Source organism: Bradyrhizobium sp. 35 (genome assembly GCF_023073215.1).
GTDB classification, from domain to species: Bacteria; Pseudomonadota; Alphaproteobacteria; order Rhizobiales; family Xanthobacteraceae; genus Bradyrhizobium; species Bradyrhizobium canariense_D.
Genome location: NZ_JADPJC010000172.1, coordinates 15002 through 32664, shown reverse-complemented (window position 1 = coordinate 32664; position 17663 = coordinate 15002). Strand labels below are relative to the sequence as shown.

General features: G+C 59.4%; 12 protein-coding genes and 2 pseudogenes. 3 read left to right on the top strand and 11 right to left on the bottom strand.

Features of this window, described 5'->3' with window-relative positions:
- Positions 1 to 169, top strand: a pseudogene (locus IVB36_RS39755) (Crp/Fnr family transcriptional regulator); the annotation flags it as partial.
- Positions 170 to 218: 49 nt separating this feature from the next.
- Here the strand turns inward: IVB36_RS39755 and IVB36_RS39750 are convergent.
- The 3 genes and pseudogenes from IVB36_RS39750 to IVB36_RS39740 all read right to left on the bottom strand — a co-directional run bounded on the left by IVB36_RS39750 (position 219) and on the right by IVB36_RS39740 (position 2986).
- Complete coding sequence (locus IVB36_RS39750) at positions 219 to 539, bottom strand: 2Fe-2S iron-sulfur cluster binding domain-containing protein (protein ID WP_345947074.1); 321 nt, start codon at positions 537 to 539, stop codon at positions 219 to 221.
- A gap of 232 nt (positions 540 to 771) precedes the next feature.
- Positions 772 to 1051, bottom strand: a pseudogene (locus IVB36_RS39745) (aldehyde dehydrogenase family protein); the annotation flags it as partial.
- Positions 1052 to 2815: 1764 nt separating this feature from the next.
- The gene (locus IVB36_RS39740; protein ID WP_247395166.1) at positions 2816 to 2986 is read right to left on the bottom strand and encodes a hypothetical protein; all 171 of its coding nucleotides are present in this window, start codon (positions 2984 to 2986) and stop codon (positions 2816 to 2818) included.
- A 1201-nt stretch (positions 2987 to 4187) separates the two neighbouring features.
- On the opposite strand from IVB36_RS39740, the gene nhaD reads away from it, so the two are divergent.
- Positions 4188 to 5468 (top strand): sodium:proton antiporter NhaD, encoded by a 1281-nt coding sequence (nhaD, locus tag IVB36_RS39735; protein ID WP_247395168.1) that lies wholly within the window; start codon positions 4188 to 4190, stop codon positions 5466 to 5468.
- Positions 5469 to 5790: 322 nt separating this feature from the next.
- Positions 5791 to 7011, top strand: coding sequence for a cytochrome P450 (locus tag IVB36_RS39730; RefSeq protein WP_247395165.1), 1221 nt, complete (start codon positions 5791 to 5793; stop codon positions 7009 to 7011).
- Positions 7012 to 7079: 68 nt separating this feature from the next.
- Here the strand turns inward: IVB36_RS39730 and IVB36_RS39725 are convergent, their stop codons facing one another.
- The 8 genes from IVB36_RS39725 to IVB36_RS39690 all read right to left on the bottom strand — a co-directional run bounded on the left by IVB36_RS39725 (position 7080) and on the right by IVB36_RS39690 (position 17577).
- Positions 7080 to 7253: a hypothetical protein gene (locus IVB36_RS39725; RefSeq protein ID WP_247395164.1), complete on the bottom strand. Its 174-nt coding sequence runs from the start codon at positions 7251 to 7253 to the stop codon at positions 7080 to 7082.
- Positions 7254 to 7606: 353 nt separating this feature from the next.
- Positions 7607 to 7819, bottom strand: coding sequence for a hypothetical protein (locus IVB36_RS39720; protein WP_247395163.1), 213 nt, complete (start codon positions 7817 to 7819; stop codon positions 7607 to 7609).
- A 32-nt stretch (positions 7820 to 7851) separates the two neighbouring features.
- Complete coding sequence (gene nhaA / locus IVB36_RS39715; RefSeq protein WP_247395161.1) at positions 7852 to 9225, bottom strand: Na+/H+ antiporter NhaA; 1374 nt, start codon at positions 9223 to 9225, stop codon at positions 7852 to 7854.
- Positions 9226 to 10815: 1590 nt separating this feature from the next.
- Positions 10816 to 12183: a TRAP transporter large permease subunit gene (locus tag IVB36_RS39710; RefSeq protein ID WP_247395159.1), complete on the bottom strand. Its 1368-nt coding sequence runs from the start codon at positions 12181 to 12183 to the stop codon at positions 10816 to 10818.
- A 3-nt stretch (positions 12184 to 12186) separates the two neighbouring features.
- A complete protein-coding gene (locus IVB36_RS39705) occupies positions 12187 to 13323 on the bottom strand; it encodes a TRAP transporter small permease subunit (protein WP_247395157.1) in 1137 nt (378 codons plus the stop codon).
- A gap of 139 nt (positions 13324 to 13462) precedes the next feature.
- Positions 13463 to 14575 (bottom strand): TRAP transporter substrate-binding protein DctP, encoded by a 1113-nt coding sequence (gene dctP, locus IVB36_RS39700; RefSeq protein WP_247395154.1) that lies wholly within the window; start codon positions 14573 to 14575, stop codon positions 13463 to 13465.
- Positions 14576 to 14988: 413 nt separating this feature from the next.
- The gene (locus tag IVB36_RS39695) at positions 14989 to 15180 is read right to left on the bottom strand and encodes a hypothetical protein (RefSeq protein WP_247395151.1); all 192 of its coding nucleotides are present in this window, start codon (positions 15178 to 15180) and stop codon (positions 14989 to 14991) included.
- Between the two features lie 132 nt (positions 15181 to 15312).
- On the bottom strand, positions 15313 to 17577 hold the full coding sequence (locus IVB36_RS39690) for a trehalose-6-phosphate synthase (RefSeq protein WP_247395148.1): 2265 nt from the start codon (positions 17575 to 17577) through the stop codon (positions 15313 to 15315).
- Positions 17578 to 17663 lie beyond the last annotated feature (86 nt).

Below are 17663 nucleotides of genomic sequence, written 5' to 3'. Positions count from 1 at the left end.
TAGTGGCGCCATTTCTGTGATGATCGACATGGCCAACGGACAGACGGTCGCCAGCGCCGCAATAGGGCGCGAGGGAGCAGTAGGCACTCTTTCCGTGCTAGAGCCGTCCCCTTCGGCCGTTACCGCCGTCGTTCGTGCCGCGGGCATCGCCTCGCGAATCCCCTCATCGGACAAGGCGCACGTTCTGTCATTAGACGTTGGCAGTCGGTTGGGCCTATTTAGAGGTCCAAGGTCAGCTTTTTCGACTTTGCACCCGAATAGCAAATCATGATCGTCTTGTTTGTCTCTTGTTCCTGCTTGCTCAGAAACTGCTCGCGGTGATCCGGCATGCCTTCGATCACGCGTGTCTCGCAGGTTCCGCAGCCACCTTCCACAAGCGAAATTCCTGAATCGATCAGTGCATCCAGGAATCGACTTCCCGGGCTCAACGGCAATCGTACGATATCGAAACATAACGGCCGTGCCCATCTTCCAACCCAAGATCGCGCGAACCATCGGTTTGCTTCAGCGACGCGGAGCCCATCTATCCACGGCCGCACGGGTTTCTCGCGACAGATTGATTTCGAAATGGCCTGGAGAAATATGAGATACCGCTCCACATGTCGGGCGAACTGAACTCACGGGCCAACTCAGCCAGCCGTCAAAGCCCCGACCTTGAGCCAGAAGGTGTTCTGCGGATTCCGACGCGTGCGCCATCACGGCCGGAAACACTTTTGCATTGGCGGACGCTGGTCGTGACGAGCGCCAAGACCCGATGCGACGAGAGCAACTTCATGAGTAGAATCCGAGAACGGCCTTTGTCTCGAGATATTCTTTCAAACCCCTCTAGGCCGTACTCCCGGCCGTTGCCGGAACGCTTGTATCCACCGAAAGGTGCGTTCGGGTCCCAGTCAGGATAGTTCACATGGACCTGACCAGACCGGATCTCTCCGGCTACGGCCCGCACCGTTTCCATATCCGTGCCCTGCACGTGGGCGCCGAGGCCGTAGACAGTGTCGTTGGCGATCTCGATCGCCTCCTCCACTGTGTTGTAGGAAATGATGGACAGCACGGCGAATTCCGCACCAATGCATTATTTCGACTGCTTGTCCGATTGTTCGCTGTAGTACCCTATCCTACGATGAGGGCGTAACAGACCACCCCAAGTAGCCTCGGCGGTATATACTGAGATGAAAGCCACGGAGATAGGCCACTATGGTCGATGTAATGCACGACGCCGTTTAGTTTGATTCGGGAACGAGCATCAGAAGCTCCATTTCCAAACGCGTTCAAAAAATTCGGCGGCATCAGAGCTGCTTACATAACGAACTCAGCAGCTTAAGCGCTGGCTGGGGCGGGAGGGTACTCAGCCAGGTTTGGACCTGCGGCCGCTGAAGCTACGCACCTGAAAAGACTGGAGAAAATCCGGGCGACACTGGCAATGTGTAGCATCTTGGTGTCGCACTATCAAGAAACACCAAAAAACGAAACGGCGGCATATCTGAACCAACTGGCATCACACTGTCGTCTCACGTCCGGAGCGACCGCAACACAGGATGAACGACCATACCGCCCCAAGCTGGAACCCGTTCATGTCGTGTGGCCTGAGCGGCGTGCGGCCAACGTGTGCGACAGCAGCAGCGCCGCAGGGGCGAAGAAGGCGGAGGCCAAGGTGGTGCTCGGGGATATGACCAACGCGACCGACAGCCGCGGACCCCGGCGCGCGCGCTCTCATCAAAGGACTCGGCGACCTTCGCCCGCCAGTAGGAAGAGCACCGGAGGCAACGCTTCGCCCGCGCAGGCCTTCGCGGTCGTCCATTGGGCGAAGTTCTGTCGTTCGCGCGGTGGCCGCCGATGCCGTGCGAAAGTAGCCGATGACGTCTCGCGCTTGAGGATTGTGCTGATGAAGGACCCGCTTCAGAGTTCGCGTCCAGCACAATGGCTGTGTCGCGGACCAAATGAAGGGTGAAAAGCTCAGTCAGCCAGGCATTCCGAGTTCTGTGCGCTCCCAGATCACGCGTTACTTCTTCGAGAATTGGCCGTTACATTTTGCGGGATTAGGCGTTACTTTTGGGGGAAGTAACGGGGGGCGTCGGCAGAACCCCGCCTACTCCGCTTCCTACAATACTCCCTACGATGTCCTCTGAAATCGAACAGACGGCACCGTTCCTCTCGATAACGCTGCGCGTAGCCGCAGATGCACCATCGAGAGTCGCTTCGCCCGCAGGAATTCGATTGGGCCTGGTCCGAGGACCTCGTCGAAGGCACGGTACAAGCTCCTGCGACCCCCCTGCTGCAGAGCTCGGATACGTGCACGGCAGATGGCCATTATGTGCGATGTAGTGCTCCGCCTCCCGCACAACTTGACCGAAGATGGCGCATTGCGTTCGGCCTCGGCCGCAGGATCGAGGGCGGCCGGTGCGAGGAATATCTTGCAACGACCTCTAAGCCTTCCGATGCCACTAAACGGCTGCCCGCCTACAAGGAGGGTCGACCGTTTCCAGGCGACCTGCAACGGCAGCTACCTTCGTCGGCGGAAACGGACCCTCCGTTCAGTGCGGGCGTTGGGATTGGTCAGGGTCGGCGGAGCGGTCGCAGCTTGCAACACATGCGGGTCCGGCTCAGGTCCACCTCGTCGCGCGACTTCCCTGCCTTGTAGGGACCCGGTGCACAACCCGGCCCCCCACGGCCGAAACGCGGTCGGTAGTTCGGAGCGGCATCACCGCAAACAAGGTAACGGCGGTACGGATCGGGCTGGGAGGCGCTCGACACTCAGGGACATCAAGCAGCTGGGCCCACGCCGCTTCTTTCCTTGATCACGTTGCGTGTCGCGGGCCTACTGGTCCTCATGCTCTAACTGTTCGGCAAGTCCGTTGTATTCTTCAGTTAGATCCTTGATCTTTTCAGCGAATTGCGGGTGTGCCGCCCCTTCGGCTAATTGACGCAACCACACGGCCCTCTTGCGCGACCTTTCCGTGTCAAGGTGGATGGGAGGTTTCAGATACATTTGCTCTCCCTCCAATGCTCACAGAAAAGCCGCCCCGAAGGGCGGCCTTTCCATCCTTGGACGTAATTGTGTGCGGCGTTCGAGCGCCGTCTTTGGCACACGTTGAAGCATACTCCCACTCCTCGGGCGATTACCATCGCGCAGCGCACCAAAACGTTCGTGCTGCCGCGCATCTACCGGCATTGCTGCGCTAGGCTCGCTGAGACGCCGCGCTTCCTTCGCCTGCCAGTTGAGGTTTTGACTCTGAGCCACATTCACGACTGAACCTTCCTCGCCCGAGCGGAGGTCATGATAGTCAGGATTTTCCTGACGGGCGACAAGCGATCTCCCGACTGCCCGGCGAGCTGCCAATCGCTACATTCCGCTGGGGCTGAAGCGATCGTTCGTGGGGAGTCCCGTGAGGAAAGCATTTTTTGAGGACGCCCCGGCCGGCAACTTTTTGCGCAGCATCAAAAACTACTAGCCGTAGAGCCGAGAAACTCGCGTGCAGGTGCCGGCAAGGCTCGGGCTGCAGGCACGGGCCTTGCGTGCGCACACTCATTGCCCCCTTCTGTCCGCATGTGCAATTGCTTGATCGACAACTCCACTCTACCCGTCGATCTCGGCGCCGCACGTGGTCGAACCACTGGCTGCTCACAGGAGCAGCTGGGTAGGAGTCATCTGAATGTACGGCACCCTGCTGCTACTCGTCATGCTAATCGCTCTCTCCGTCTTCGGCCTCGTGGCCTTGGAGGTCGCGGCGCGTCGATCGCCTGAAGGTAAACCTCAAGCGGCCAGGCCGAAGCGGCGGCTGAGATAATCCGCGTTTCTCGGTCCATTCGCTGGAGAATGCTCAGTCGATAGCTGCCGTGCACGGCGGCTTCGCGGCGCTTTGTCCTGTCCTTATTTACTCGGTGCTGGGAGGCGAGCCGACGAGTGATCGCTCGAGCCGCCCGTCGCATTCGGAGACGAACCCGGTGCACCACTCGTTGCATACACGTACAGGGCCACGACAAACATCAGAACGGATACGACGGTGACAATCCAGCCGACGGGGCCGTTCGCGCGGGAGCCCCACAAGTTTGATCTGCTACCGTTTGGTTGAGACATTTTATTCTCCCAAGCCAACAATACTAGACCGCGGCCTTTCAGCACATGAGGCTTCTTAGCGCAGTTCGGTTCGGGCATGATCCCCACGAAAACCGGATTCGGAGGCTTCGTTTTGCTGGTCGCACTCGTCGTTGTTTTCGTCGTGGTTTATGCCGCTATAGCGCTTGAGCACCCGATCCAAATAGAGAAATCAGCTTCCGCCCTTTTTGGCGCCGGCCTGCTCTGGACGATCTATGCCGTGGGAGCAACTGACCACGACGCTATCGTCGAACAGCTCCGCGAGACCATCGGCTCGACTGCAGGGATCATATTTTTCCTGATGGGCGCCATGACCATTGTCGAGGTCATCGACGCGCACGACGGATTCGAGATCATCACCTCGCAGATCAACACAAAGAAGTTGACGACCCTGCTGTGGCTCATCTGCGCCGTGACGTTCTTTCTGAGCGCGGTGTTGGACAATCTCACCACCACGATCGTCATGGTCTCGCTGATCAGAAAACTGCTCGACAAGCAAAGTGATCGGCTGTTGTTCGTCGCGATGATCGTGATCGCTGCCAACGCAGGCGGCGCGTGGTCCCCCATTGGCGACGTCACCACGACCATGCTGTGGATCGGCGGCCAGATCACCGCTCTCGCCATAGTCAAGACGCTATTCCTCGCGTCCCTCACGAACATGCTAATTCCGCTGCTCATCGTGAATTACCAGCTGCGGGGGCGAACTTTCGCTTCTCCCAAGGTCGATGGCAGCGACGATGCGTTCACGCCCGCCTTCGAACGAAACGTCATGTTCACCCTCGGGGTTGCCATCCTGGTCCTGGTGCCAGCGTTCAAAACCGTTACGCACCTGCCGCCTTTCATGGGCATCCTCTTCGGCTTGGGAACATTGTGGCTCGTCGGCGAGATCATTCATCGCCGGAAGCAACCGCTGGAGAGAAGGCCGTTGACCGTGGCGCACGCCCTCACCCAGATCGACCTCAGCTCAATCGTCTTCTTCCTGGGCATTCTGCTGGCCGTTGCCACGCTGGAGCACACCCATATTCTTGCCGCTCTTGCAGCCTGGCTGGATCAAAGCATCGGCCGCACCGACGCAATCGTGCTTGCGTTGGGGCTGCTCAGCGCCATCGTCGACAACGTTCCCTTGGTCGCAGCGTCGATGGGGATGTATGGAATGAGCCAGTATCCACCGGACAGTTTCCTTTGGGAATTCATCGCCTACTGCGCCGGCACGGGCGGATCGATACTGATCATCGGCTCTGCTGCGGGAGTTGCTGCGATGGGAATCGAGAAGATCCAGTTCATTTGGTACATGCGAAAGATCAGCGTACTCGCGCTCCTCGGATACTTCGCCGGAGCGGCGGTGTACATTGTGCAGTTCCGGTACTTTCACTGAACGCAGGGACGCGCACGCGCCGAGGCAGTTTGAATGGACCCGCTTACTCTTCAGAGCCAATGCTCTCCTTCAGGCTTGCAGTCTGCAGGCCTGCGCGGCCGCAGGCCGGTCGCGCGTGCCTATGCCGGCCCGCCAATCCGGATGCCTTGGATCCGCGGGACAACCTACGTTGCCGTACTTTTCGGCGTGTCCACCCTCGGCAGCCGCGAAGCGCACCACCCGCTCCGGCGTGACGTGAAGGATTGAAGGCCCGAAGTAGGCTGTCTTCGCGACGGAGCACCGCTCAATTTTCATCCAAACAAGCAGATGCGCGGAAGCAGACATGCCCGACGAGCGACGGTTCGACATCTTATCCCCGGAGTTCCACGCGAACCCTTTTGCGACGCTCGACCGCATGCGAACCGAAGGCCCGGTGGTCCACTTGAGATTGCCTATCGTCGGCCGCACCTGGCTCGCGACGAGCCATGAGAGCTGCGCAGAACTGTTGAAAAACAGCCAGGACTTCGCGCGCGATCCCGCCAACGCGGGAAGCAGGACGCAGGAGCGGATATTGAAAGTTCTCCCGAAGACGCTCGGCGTTCTTGCGTCGAACATGCTCGGCCACGACGATCCGGAGCACCGTCGCCTGCGTGCCTTGGTCGATGACGCCTTCCAGAGGCGCACGATCGCAGTTCTCAAGCCGACGATCGTTGAGACGGCTGATCGGCTGCTCGACAAGCTGGACGGCAAGCCCGAGGCCGATCTCATGGCCGAGTTCTGCCGAGATCTGCCCCTTTCGGTAATCTGCGCGATGCTGGGGTTGCCGGAGAAGGATCACGACCGGTTCAAGAACTGGTTGGGCGGGTTGAAGGATACTGCGAATGTCTTGGCGGTGATACGCGCCATCCCCGGTGTAATCAGCGTCGTGCAGTACCTTCGGCGCGTTTCGAGACCCGGTGGCGGGGCGCGGCCCGAGGGCCTCATCGCTGCGCTGCGCGAGGCGGAGATCGAAGGCCAGACGCTCAGCGAGAACGAGATCGTCTCCATGATCTTCCTGCTCTTCGGTGCAGGACAGGAAACCACAACGCATCTGATATCGGGCGGTCTCTACGCGCTGCTCACGAACAGGGACCAGTTGAGCCGGTTGCGCCAAGACCCGGGCCTGATGCCCACATGCATCGAGGAATGTCTTCGCTACGTCTCCCCCGTTCAGATGACCAAGCCCCGTTTCGCAACCCGGGATTTGATCTGGCAAGGACGCCAGTTCCGGCGCGGCGAGATGTTCGCGGCATTCCTTGCCGCAGCGAACTGCGACCCGGCAAGGTTCGAGCAGCCCCACACGTTCGACATCACGCGCCACCCAAATCCGCACCTTTCGTTCGGCACCGGCGTGCACTTTTGCCTCGGCTTCCAGCTCGCGCGCGCAGAGACGTCGATAGGAATTCAGCGCATCCTAGATCGCTTTCCCGCCTTGCGGCTTGCCCATGTGCCCGAATACATCAGGTGGCACAAGCGGCTTGGCATCCGCGCCTTGGCGCGATTGCCGGTGCGACTAGCGGCCTAAGGGCCGGTACCTCCCAGGATCCGAGACCGTGGGCCATCGGCTGCTCGGCACCTTGCCGCCTCTCTCGATCACCGAAGGATGTTGCGGATATGCCAGACTATGGTGGCGGCATAGACGAGGAGAGCGATGCAAATGCCAGCTGCCAATTGAGGCGTTGAAAGCGACGCTCTCGTCAGGAAGAACACGATGCAAAACAGGGCGATGACGCCCAGCAACGACGGCACATGTTTCATCTTGATCACCAATCATTTCCGAGCAGCCGCAGTAATGCGGCCTTTTCCCCGGCCGGGAAACAGCCCTGTCGATCATCTGCCCCGCGGGTCACAAGTAACACCCGGATTGCGACGTTTGATCTCCGCTGCGCGAACCTCGACCGACATTTTGGTGCGGTCCAGCGATTCGGCGATCGCCTCCCACGACGACCCCGCGGCCCGCATCGCCAAGAGTGTAGCCTCCTCCTCGTCGGTCCAGGCCTTACGGCGCCGCACGGGCCTTCTCCACTTGTCGATCCAGCCTGCTTAGCTTCCCATGCGGCTCTGGTCGGCCGTCCCGGCATCAACCATCAGTGAGCCGGCGGATCGCCGAATGATACGCATCAAATTTCCCCGCTGCGGGTCGAGACGAGCCGAATGGAAGAAGGCCCTTCCACATTGGCATTCGTGTAGGCCTGTGCGGCTGCGATCAGTTGCGTCACGGCCGACCTGTCATAGGCGGGATGCCCCGGATTGAGGTGCAGGTCCGTTTCGACGATCATCACCTGAGTGACCCCCGAGGACAATATCTCGAGGGCGAACGACACGAACGACACATGCGGAGCTCTAAAGGGCATCGGTTGGACTTTCACAAACGCCGGGCATTGCTGAAGCCCCAGCCGAGGCCGAGCATGGCCGCAAGAAGCGAGCCGAGAAGGACCCCCAATTTGGCGGCCGTCAACAATCCTTCATCCGCGAAGGCGAGCATGGAGATGAAGATGGACATCGTAAAACCGATGCCAGCCAGCAGCCCGATCAGCCAGACCCCGGTCCACGAAACTCCCGGAGCAAGCCGGCACCAGCCGAGTCGCACTGCCGCCCAGGTCGCGCCAACGACGCCGAGCGGTTTCCCGGCGACCAAAGCCAGCGCAGTGCCCAGCATCACCCAATGGCCGCCGGCGGGCAGGTTGGTGTTCGTCAAGCCGACCCCGGCATTTGCCAGTGCGAAGATCGGCATGATGCCGTAAGCCACCCACGGATGCAGTGCCATCTGCACCCGCGAGACCGGCGGCAATATCTCCCGATGAGCCACGCGAAGGTCCCGTAGCGGTTGCGCCAGTCTGTGCGGATCCCTTGCCATGACCGCGTCGCTGCTTCGTAACTGCTTGACAGCGCGAGACACCATTTCCAGCGGAGGCTCCCGCAAGGGAATTGCGCGCGCCGGAGTCATCAACCCAAGCACCACACCCGCAAGGGTAGGATGGATTCCGGCCGTCATGAACCCGATCCAAACCAAAGAACCTGGCAGGACGTACGAGAGCGCTGACCCGAACCCGATCCGCTGAAAGCCCAGGACTGCGAGAACGCCGAGCGACGCGATGACGAAGCCACCAAGCTGAACATCTGCGGTGTAGAACAGAGCAATGATCAGGACCGCAATGATGTCGTCGATGATCGCAAGAGCAAGGAGGAAGACCCGCAAATTGACCGGGATTCTTCGTCCAAGCAGGGCGAGAACTCCAACCGCGAACGCGATGTCCGTGGCCGTTGGCACCGCCCAGCCCTGCCCGCGATCCGGACCGGCGTTGAGGCTCAGATAGATCAGTGCCGGGAGGATCACGCCACCGGCCGCCGCGATCAGCGGCAGAATGGCCTGGTCCAGCCTGCTCAGTGCGCCTTCGTGGATTTCGCGCCGGATCTCCATGCCAACGACGAGAAAGAAGACGGTCATCAGGACGTCGTTCACCCAGAAGTGCAACGAGCGTGAAAAGACGAGTTCCCCCAAACCGATGGTCGCGGGAAGATGCCAGAAATCGTGATAGCTATGAGCGACCGGAGAGTTCGCCCAGATCAGTGCAGCCGCGGCGGCAATGAGCAGGACGGCGCCGCTGACGGCCTCGACGTGCAGGAACCTTTGAAGGGTATCGAGGGCCTGTTCGGCCAGCCGCTGGGGTTTCGGCAGATCGTCAAACGGAGGATTGTGGTTCACGGGCGCAGGATCTCCGCGTGGCGGCCCGACCATCGCTCTTCCTGTCGCTGCCGATACAGCGAACACCCGAGGCCGGTTATACATCGCATAGGCGGCATTTCAACCTTCGACGACGGAACAGGGCCTGCCGGCATTCGGCCGTGGAGAGGGTCAGTCGGCAGCGGCTGCATCATCCGTCCTCGCAGTCGGCGCTCATTCGAGACGTGCTCCCAGACGCCCGGAATCTTTGCAGCCTCGGCAAGCAGTACCGGCGCGCCACAGACGCTGGCAGTCTCGCCCCAACGCCTGACAGCGCCTCGCCGGGGTACTGAAATCCCGCTCTGGCTCGCGTAGTGGGGTGGCGTGATGGAAGAGTTCTACAGAGGCTTTGCGTAGCGTGCGCGCGATCTGGCGGAGAAGGCGGATCTATTTTACACGACGGCGGTTGCTTGACTTGGCCAAGCGGTACGATGCCCAAAGCAAACCGGGTCGAGGCCCGCGCGCCGGCCGGCGTCCCGCGCCACTCCGCCTGCGGCAGTCTTCTCCAGGGCCGGCGAGGCCGGCAATCAGCCTATCCCTCGTCGACCTCAGAAACACTCCAGCAGTTGCGACTACGCGGTCGATCGTTGCGAGGACTAGGTCACGCAGTTTCAATTGCGGCCCGCGATCCAGGAAGCGACCAATAGCCATTTGCGTACAAAACCACGAACATTCCCGTTCTCGGTCTGTTTGCCACGACGGCTGCTTCGAGAACATCCCTGCTCCCGGCCGGCCAAATGACGAGCGGCTCACGCACCGGTGGGATCGGTCTTGCGTTCTGAGCTGGAGTGACGACGTGCGGAAAGTCTTCGTCGTCGCACTGTCCGAGCAAGACTCGAGCGCGCCGCTTCGGTCCGGTATCGTACTGGTCGCTTGTCCGCCTGCTCACGGGATCTCTCAAGCTGCTCTAGTGCTTGAAGGTCGCGCGAATACTCCCGTATCAACTCCCCCAAAGCCGCCCGAGCAGCGCTGGGCGGAAGCACTTCCGCGAGGGCTGCGCACCGTTCAATGCGGCAGGACAACGCGTCACGTAGGGTCATCAAAACGCATCCGCCAGAGCTCTTTGCATACCGAATTTGCGCATATTGTACCCGCGGCAAGCCGGATTCAGCAAGAGCCGACCAGACTCATACTATGGAGGTAGCTCTAACGTAGCAGTAATCAGCGCGCCGTTCACTCGCAGCGCTGAGGCGCCCGGAAACACGATGGGTAAAATGCCGGGTCGCTCTCGCGGCGTCCACGCGACGGGGTGAATAAAAAAAGGGCCAGCAACCGAGCTGGAGTTCAAGCCATTTGGGCGAAGTAAGATGCCGGCGAAGGCAATCCCGTCCGTTAAGGAACCTCGGGATCTAAAGCTACGCGGACTGGCCGGAACGATCGCAAAGGTTTTGCGACCATTGGTGCGAAAACAGCGTTGCTCTCAATCGACATGGTGTTCTCGCACAATAAGCTGCAGACGAGCAGAACAGATCGTCATATTCTGGTTGTTTTAGGTTGGACAAAATGGCTGTCGGCGATGAGCCGACGTCCGGTCACGTCGGTTGCCTAGAGCGCGTCACGGACGACTTCCAAATCAGCCGTGTCGCAGTCAACGAACTTTGTCGCTTACCGCGCGTACAGAACGCTCGGAAGCCAAACGACGATCGACGGGAAAAGAATGCAGAGCCCGACGCCGAGCCATTGCAGCGCCATAAATTGCAACGCGGCGCGGAAGATGGTTGCCATTGTGATCTCTGGCGGCGCGACGCTCTTAAGATAAAACAGCGAATAGCCGAACGGTGGAGAAAGGAAAGCCATCTGCATGTTGACCATGAAGATGACGCCGTACCAGAGCGGTACATCCTCCGTCCGTATGCCCGGGAGGCCGAACAGCCCACCCCATTCCAGGCTCTTCATTATGGGCAAGAAGATCGGCACAGTTAGCAAAAGGATGCCGACCCAGTCGATGAACATGCCGAGTACGAAAAGGATCAGCATCATCAGCATCAAAATGCCGTAGGGTGGCAAACCAGTGCCAAGAATCGTGTTCGCCACAAAGGTCTGCCCGCCCTTCACGATGAAGAAGCCGACGAACATCGTCGCACCGAAGAATATCCACATCACCATCGCGGTCGCCTTTAACGTCGCGATGGCAGCCTCCTGCACCGCCAGCCAGTTCAGCCTGCGGTGCAGCGCGGATACGAACAGCGCGCCGAAAGTGCCGATACCGGCCGCTTCCACTGGGGTCGCAATGCCGACAAAGATCACGCCCAGCACCAGCACGATCAGAAGCAGCGGAGCAATTGTATTCTTCAGCAGCCGAAGCTTTTCGCGCGTACTGACGCGTTCTTCCGGCGGCAGCGCGGGTCCAAGGCTAGGGTTGATGTAGCAGCGGATCAGAATGTAGGAGATGTACAGCCCCGAGAGCAGGAAGCCCGGAAAGATTGAGCCGACCAGCAATTCCCCCAGCGATTGCTGCGCGACCACTGCATAGACGATTGCCATGACGGAGGGCGGGATCAGAATTCCCAGCGTCCCGCCGGCGAGCAGCGAACCACAGGCAAGCTTCTGGTCATAGCCGCGCTTCAGCATCGCAGGCAACGCAATCATGCCCATGGTGACTTCGGTGGCGCCGACTACGCCAACCATCGCGGCGAGCGCGGTGCAGGCCAGCACGGTCGCGGCGGCAAGGCCGCCCTTGACCGAACCCAGCCATTTATAGACGGCGTCAAACAGTTCCTCGATAATGCCCGCTTTCTCCAGCATCGCGGCCATGAAGATGAACAGCGGCACCGCCGAAAGCTGGTAGTCGGTCATGAAAGGGAAGATGCGCGCCGGCATCATGTTCAAGATGGCCGAATTCCCGAACAGGAACAGAAACACTACCGCGAGACTGCCCGTGCAGAATGCCATCGGCAGGCCGAGCGCCAACAGCACTCCCAGTGACCCAAACAGCAGCAGCGTAAGCCATGCGATATCGATTTCGAAACCCACGGCTCAGCCCCTCCCGCGCCTCAGAATGAGGACATCTTTGATCAGCTTCGAAAGGCCCTGAAGCGCGAGCAGCGCAGCGCCAATCGGCATCATCAGCTTCACCGGCCAGTATTGCACGCCCCATTCGGTAAAGGAGACCTCGCCGGTGCTGCCGGGATTGAACGAATCCATGGCGAAGCGCCAACTCGTGAAGAACATCGTGAACACGAAGATGAAAAAGAATACTGAGGTTATGATGTCGGCAATGGCTTTGCCGCGCACCGAAAACTTCACGTAGAGTACATCGACGCGAACATGTTGATCGCATTGATAGGCATAGGCGCCTGCCAGCATGTATTGCATGCCGTACATCAGGAACATGCTTTCATGCAGCCAATTGGTCGGCGAATTGAACGCGAAGCGAGCGATCACCTCGTAATAGTAGCCGAACACCGAGATGACGGCCCAGTAGGCGACGTACTCGCCGGCGCGAATGTTCACCGATTCGATCGCGTCGGTTAATCGCGTGTGCAGGCTAAGCGTCGGATCTTCCTGCGTTCCGACTTGGGGCACGTCGGGCGGCACGACTTCGGGTGGCGCGTTGGCCAGTTGCTCGGCCTCGCGGAGCCGTTGCCTGCGCGTCAGGCCGGGCAGCAGGAAGGCGTCGCCGACCAGCATCGCCGCCATCAGGATGGCAAGCCAGCGTGAATAGCCACGCCAGCGCGCCAGGTCAGTCTCGGCCTGCTCAAAATCCGATCTGGCCTTGGGGCCGGCGGCCTCGGCCTTGGCCAAGCGCTCCCGCATCTGCGGCGTCGCATTTACGTTGGGCGGAATCTTGGCATGATCGAGTTCCGATATAGCGGCGCCGACCGCAGCGCGCGTGCGCGAGACATCCTCGCGCTTGTCGCGGATGACGTCGGTGGTGTGAAGGATCAGCAGGAACACCGGAATGAAGATGAAACCCCAGTTGTTCTTCAGGTAGAGGCGATGCAGACCCATGAAGCCTGAGCAGAGCCAGAACATATAGGCGATGAAAAGCGACGGGCCTCTGGGAACGCCTCGCCGGTGCTCACGCCGGACGAAGTAAATGGCCACAAGAGGAAAGACGACGAGTGTGCCCCAGTACAGCCAATGGGGCAGCACAAACGGAAGGCTGGGCATGAGTTTCCCCGGAATTCCCCGCGTCTGCGGGAACGGCAGACGGCTCCGACTTGGTCGATGGAAAGGCGCATTCCCGCTGCGGCCCTCCTGGCAAGGCGAACGGCGGCACTGACTCCCGCGCCGCCGTCACCGACAGCGTTCAGAGATCGAGCTTCTGGCCCTGATACATATCGGGTGTAACGTAGCCGTAACTCGGCGATTCCATTACCTCTAGTTGGGCTTTGAAGACGCGAGCGGCGTCCTTGTCCTTGTTTGCCCACTTAAACCAGATCGGCACCGCGACGCGCTGGAATTTCTCTAGATCTGAAACCGGCAGGCGGTTGATCTCAGTCCCGGCTTTGATGAATTTCGGCCACGCTTCCATGTCGGCCTTCTGGATCGCCGCGTGATGCAGCGACGAATAGGCCTCAATTTCGAGTTCGACCCAAGCCTTCATCTTTGGCGACAGCTTATTCCAGTGGTTCATGCCGACGCAAAAGTCCATGAGATCGACGGGCTGATAGATGGACTCGAGTCCGACCGGCCCCATCCAGATGTACTTGGTGACCTGCTGGAATCCGAGATCCCAGTTGACCGCTGGGCCGGTGTAGTCGGCCGCCTCGATGGTACCCTTTTCGAGCGCCGAGAAGACCTCCCCGCCGGGAAGTAGCGTGGTCTTGGCGCCAATCGCCGCGAAGCCCTCGGCGATCATACCGCCGGGAACGCGCAGTTTGAGGTCCTTGAAATCTTCAATCGAACGGATAGGCTTCTTTGAATGGATGATGTTGGGGCCATGATGGATGCGCCCGACATACATGATGTTCTGCTTGGCGAAAATCTCGCGCGCCATTTTCAGGCCGTCCTTCGAGTAGAAGAACACGTCCCATTCATGCGGATAGCGCAGACCCATCAGATAGGACGATAAGAACGCCGTCGCCGGCACCTTGCCGACCCAATAGACGGTGAAGGAGTTCATCGCCTCGAGGACGCCGTTCTTTACGCCGTCAAGCAGCTCAAAGTCGCCGACAACTTCCTTGGCAGCGAAAGGCTTGAACTCGAGCTCGCCGCCGGTTTTTTCCTTGATCGATGCGGCCCACGTCTTGAATGTATTGAGCCCCACGCCAGCTGGCCACGAAGTCTGGACCTTCCAAGTCGTCGTTTCAGCTGCATCGGCATCGCGGATATAGGGAGCGCTTACGATCGCTGCTCCCGCAACGGCGGCACCACTCAATACGGTGCGACGTGTTGCTGTCGTATCTGGACGCACTTTCATTGCTTCCTCCTTGGCGAGTTCTTTGAATTTGAATGACGTTTCTTATTTTTCACTAGTTTGAAGCGGTCTTGACTAAGCATCAACCCCGCAGCCTCCGGAATTATGCCCATCTTCAAGTTGGGAGACATGGATTTTGCCGTCGTTTTAGGGCAACGTTAGACTAAAGACGGATACTATTTGCGCTCGCTACGAGCGCCGACCGGCGCAGCGGCCGAAAGACGACAGGCCAATTCAGCGTCTCGGCCGGGGATATAGCGCTTCACTGCATTTTGCAGGCGGGCTCGGCTTTGGATTTCCAAATCGCAGGGATTTCACTTCAAAGGAGGTGTGCGGAGTGCCTTTTCAAATTACGCTACTGCCGCGCTCACCAACTGGTGGGCTGAGAGGTGCTTCTCTCATGCCTGGACATGCCTCTATCTAGTTAGCAGGCCCGATATCAGGGCCGCAGCGCCGAGTCCAATGAACGACAAAATAATTGGAGGATACAGAACCAGCGCTGCTTCAAAGCGCAGGAACTTCGGTTGCTCGCCAATCCGATTGGGACGCCCAATGAAGATCAGGACGCCTGCTACCGCAAGCATAGCAGCTCCGATCAGGATGTTCATATTCGCCTTCCTCCACATCGCGGAGCAAAACTTCGCAAGCACGAGAATGCGACCGAGCTGTTCGTTTTGGAAAGGACCAACAGTACGCTTTGGTACCGATTTTCTTGAAGACCGCTTTTGAAGAGATACCGCTCAGATCGGCTTCACGCCGTGACGGGCCTTAGTGGCCAGACCAAGAACCCGCTCGCGGGTGCGACTTCTCGCTGCGTCCACCAGCATCGTGCCTGCCCAGCGATAGACGTTATGCTCCTTTACCTGCTGTCGCATGAGCTTCATGCGCTCGGCCTGCTCCTCGATTGGCATCGTAAGTGCAAGCTCGAGGGTCGATGCCATTTCTTCGGTGTCATAGGGATTGACGATAAGAGCCTCGGACAATTCTCGTGACGCCCCGGTGAAACTCGACAAGATAAGAACCCCAGCGTTGTCTTCTCGCGAGCTAACGAACTCCTTCGCGACGAGGTTCATTCCGTCATGCAGGCTGCTGACGACGCAGGCATCGGCCCCTCTGAACAGCCGGAACACGTCTGACGGCTCGTAGTGTCGCGCGATCAAGTGCATCAAGGGTTGGCGACCGCGGTGCCGCTCGTTTATTTCGGCAGCGAGCGCCTCCGCTTCAGCCTGGAGCTTCGAGTACGAGCTGAGTTTGCTGCGCGTCGGTGCTGCGATCTGGATGAAGGTAACCCTGTCCCTCCAAGCCGGATTGCGCAACAAGAGCGCGTCGACCGCCCGCATGCGATCAAGAATGCCTTTGGTGTAGTCGAAGCGTTCGACACCCACGATCAGTCGCGTTCCTTCCGTCAGTTCGAACTGCGAGATGATACCGGATCGGCATTCCGCGGGAGCTGGCAATTTCTCCACTTCTCTTGGTGGCCATTCGATCGAGATCGGATAGGCACGTACTCTGGTCTCATGTCCACCGAGACTGACCGCCTGCACTTCGCGGTCGATCCTGCTTTCCACAAAGCGATCGACACCCTCGATGAAGTTGTTGCAGTGAAATTGGGTGTGAAATCCCACGATGGTGCTGCCGAGCATTCCTTCAATGATCTCGGCCTTCCATGGGCAAATGCTGAAGGTTTCTGCATTCGGCCACGGAATGTGCCAGAAAGTTATGATCGTGGCTTTCGGCAGGCACTCACGGATCATTCTCGGAGCAAGCGCGAAGTGATAGTCTTGGACCAGCACGATGGGGTCCTCGGTCCGCGCCTCGGCAACGACTGCATCGGCAAAGCGCTGGTTGATCTGCCGATACGTCTGCCAGTCGCTGGACCTGAACGTAGGGCGCACGAAAGCGATATGGCACAATGGCCAGAGCCCTTCGTTGGCAAAACCGTAGTAATATCCGTCCTGTTCTTTCTCAGAGATCCAGATGCGCCGAAGCGTGTAGGCCGGGGCTGCCTCGGGGACGCGGAGCCTATCGTGGTCGTCGACAGTCTCCCGATCGGCGCTGCCGCTGCCGTGTGCGATCCAAGTGCCACCGCAGGCACGCATGATCGGCTCCAGGGCCGAGACCAATCCACTCGCCGGCCGCTGCACCACAGTCCCCGCTTCCGAAGTGTTGTGAATGTAAGGCTCCCGATTGGAAAGGACGAGAACTTCGGCCCCCGGCAAGACGCTTTGCAGCACCTCTTGAAGCGATTTCGGCGTCCACTCGATCTGGCTTGTAAACGTAACTTGTTCGGCGCTACGCAACAGCTTGTGAATTTCTCGATCGATAGACGAGCGACCGAGTTGAAGGTGCACTCCCTGAGCACCTCGACGGACCTCCTCGACCGCGCGTCGCAATGCCTTCATCCAGCCGCGCATCATGAGGACGGCGAAAATGATCGTGCCAACGGTCAGGACCAGAACGACGCCGGCAAGCGCGGCGAGCAGATACGCCAGCACCTGGCTGGACCTGGCCGCCGCAAAGCTGAGGTCGGTTAGAATGACGAGGTAGGAACGACCTCGGCTACTCGAGATCGGAAACGCAGCTACAAGAATGCGTCGCCCCCCGCTGGCGATGCTTGCGAAACTGTCGTTCTCGGATTTGGCTGACTTTTCGCAGGAGAAGCTCGCCGGCATCTCGGGAGTTGGCGCGAGCAACGAGCCTTCCGGATCACAAAATCCAACCGCGAGAATCTTCTTGTCGAGCGCGACTCTCTTGAAAAGGTCCGAGAGCCGGTCCCACGCCTGGTCTTCCAGATCACGACTAAGCAACGGCTGGATGGCGTTGAAGACCAGCTTGGATCTGGCTTCAACATCGCTTCGCGACCACTGCTGCACGATTCCTCCGGTAAATGGCGAGATACCGAACGCCACGACTGCGGCTACCACCAGGCCGAAAATGCCATAGCGGAAGAACTCCTTGTACGATATCGGGGTCACTCCGGAGCTACCCCGACTATCCGCAGGCATTTGCTCGAGCCGTCTAGTAGCAGGCGCAGCTCTCGCGGCGCATTGGGCACTGCCGATTGCGCTAAGCGGTAGTAAGCGAATATATA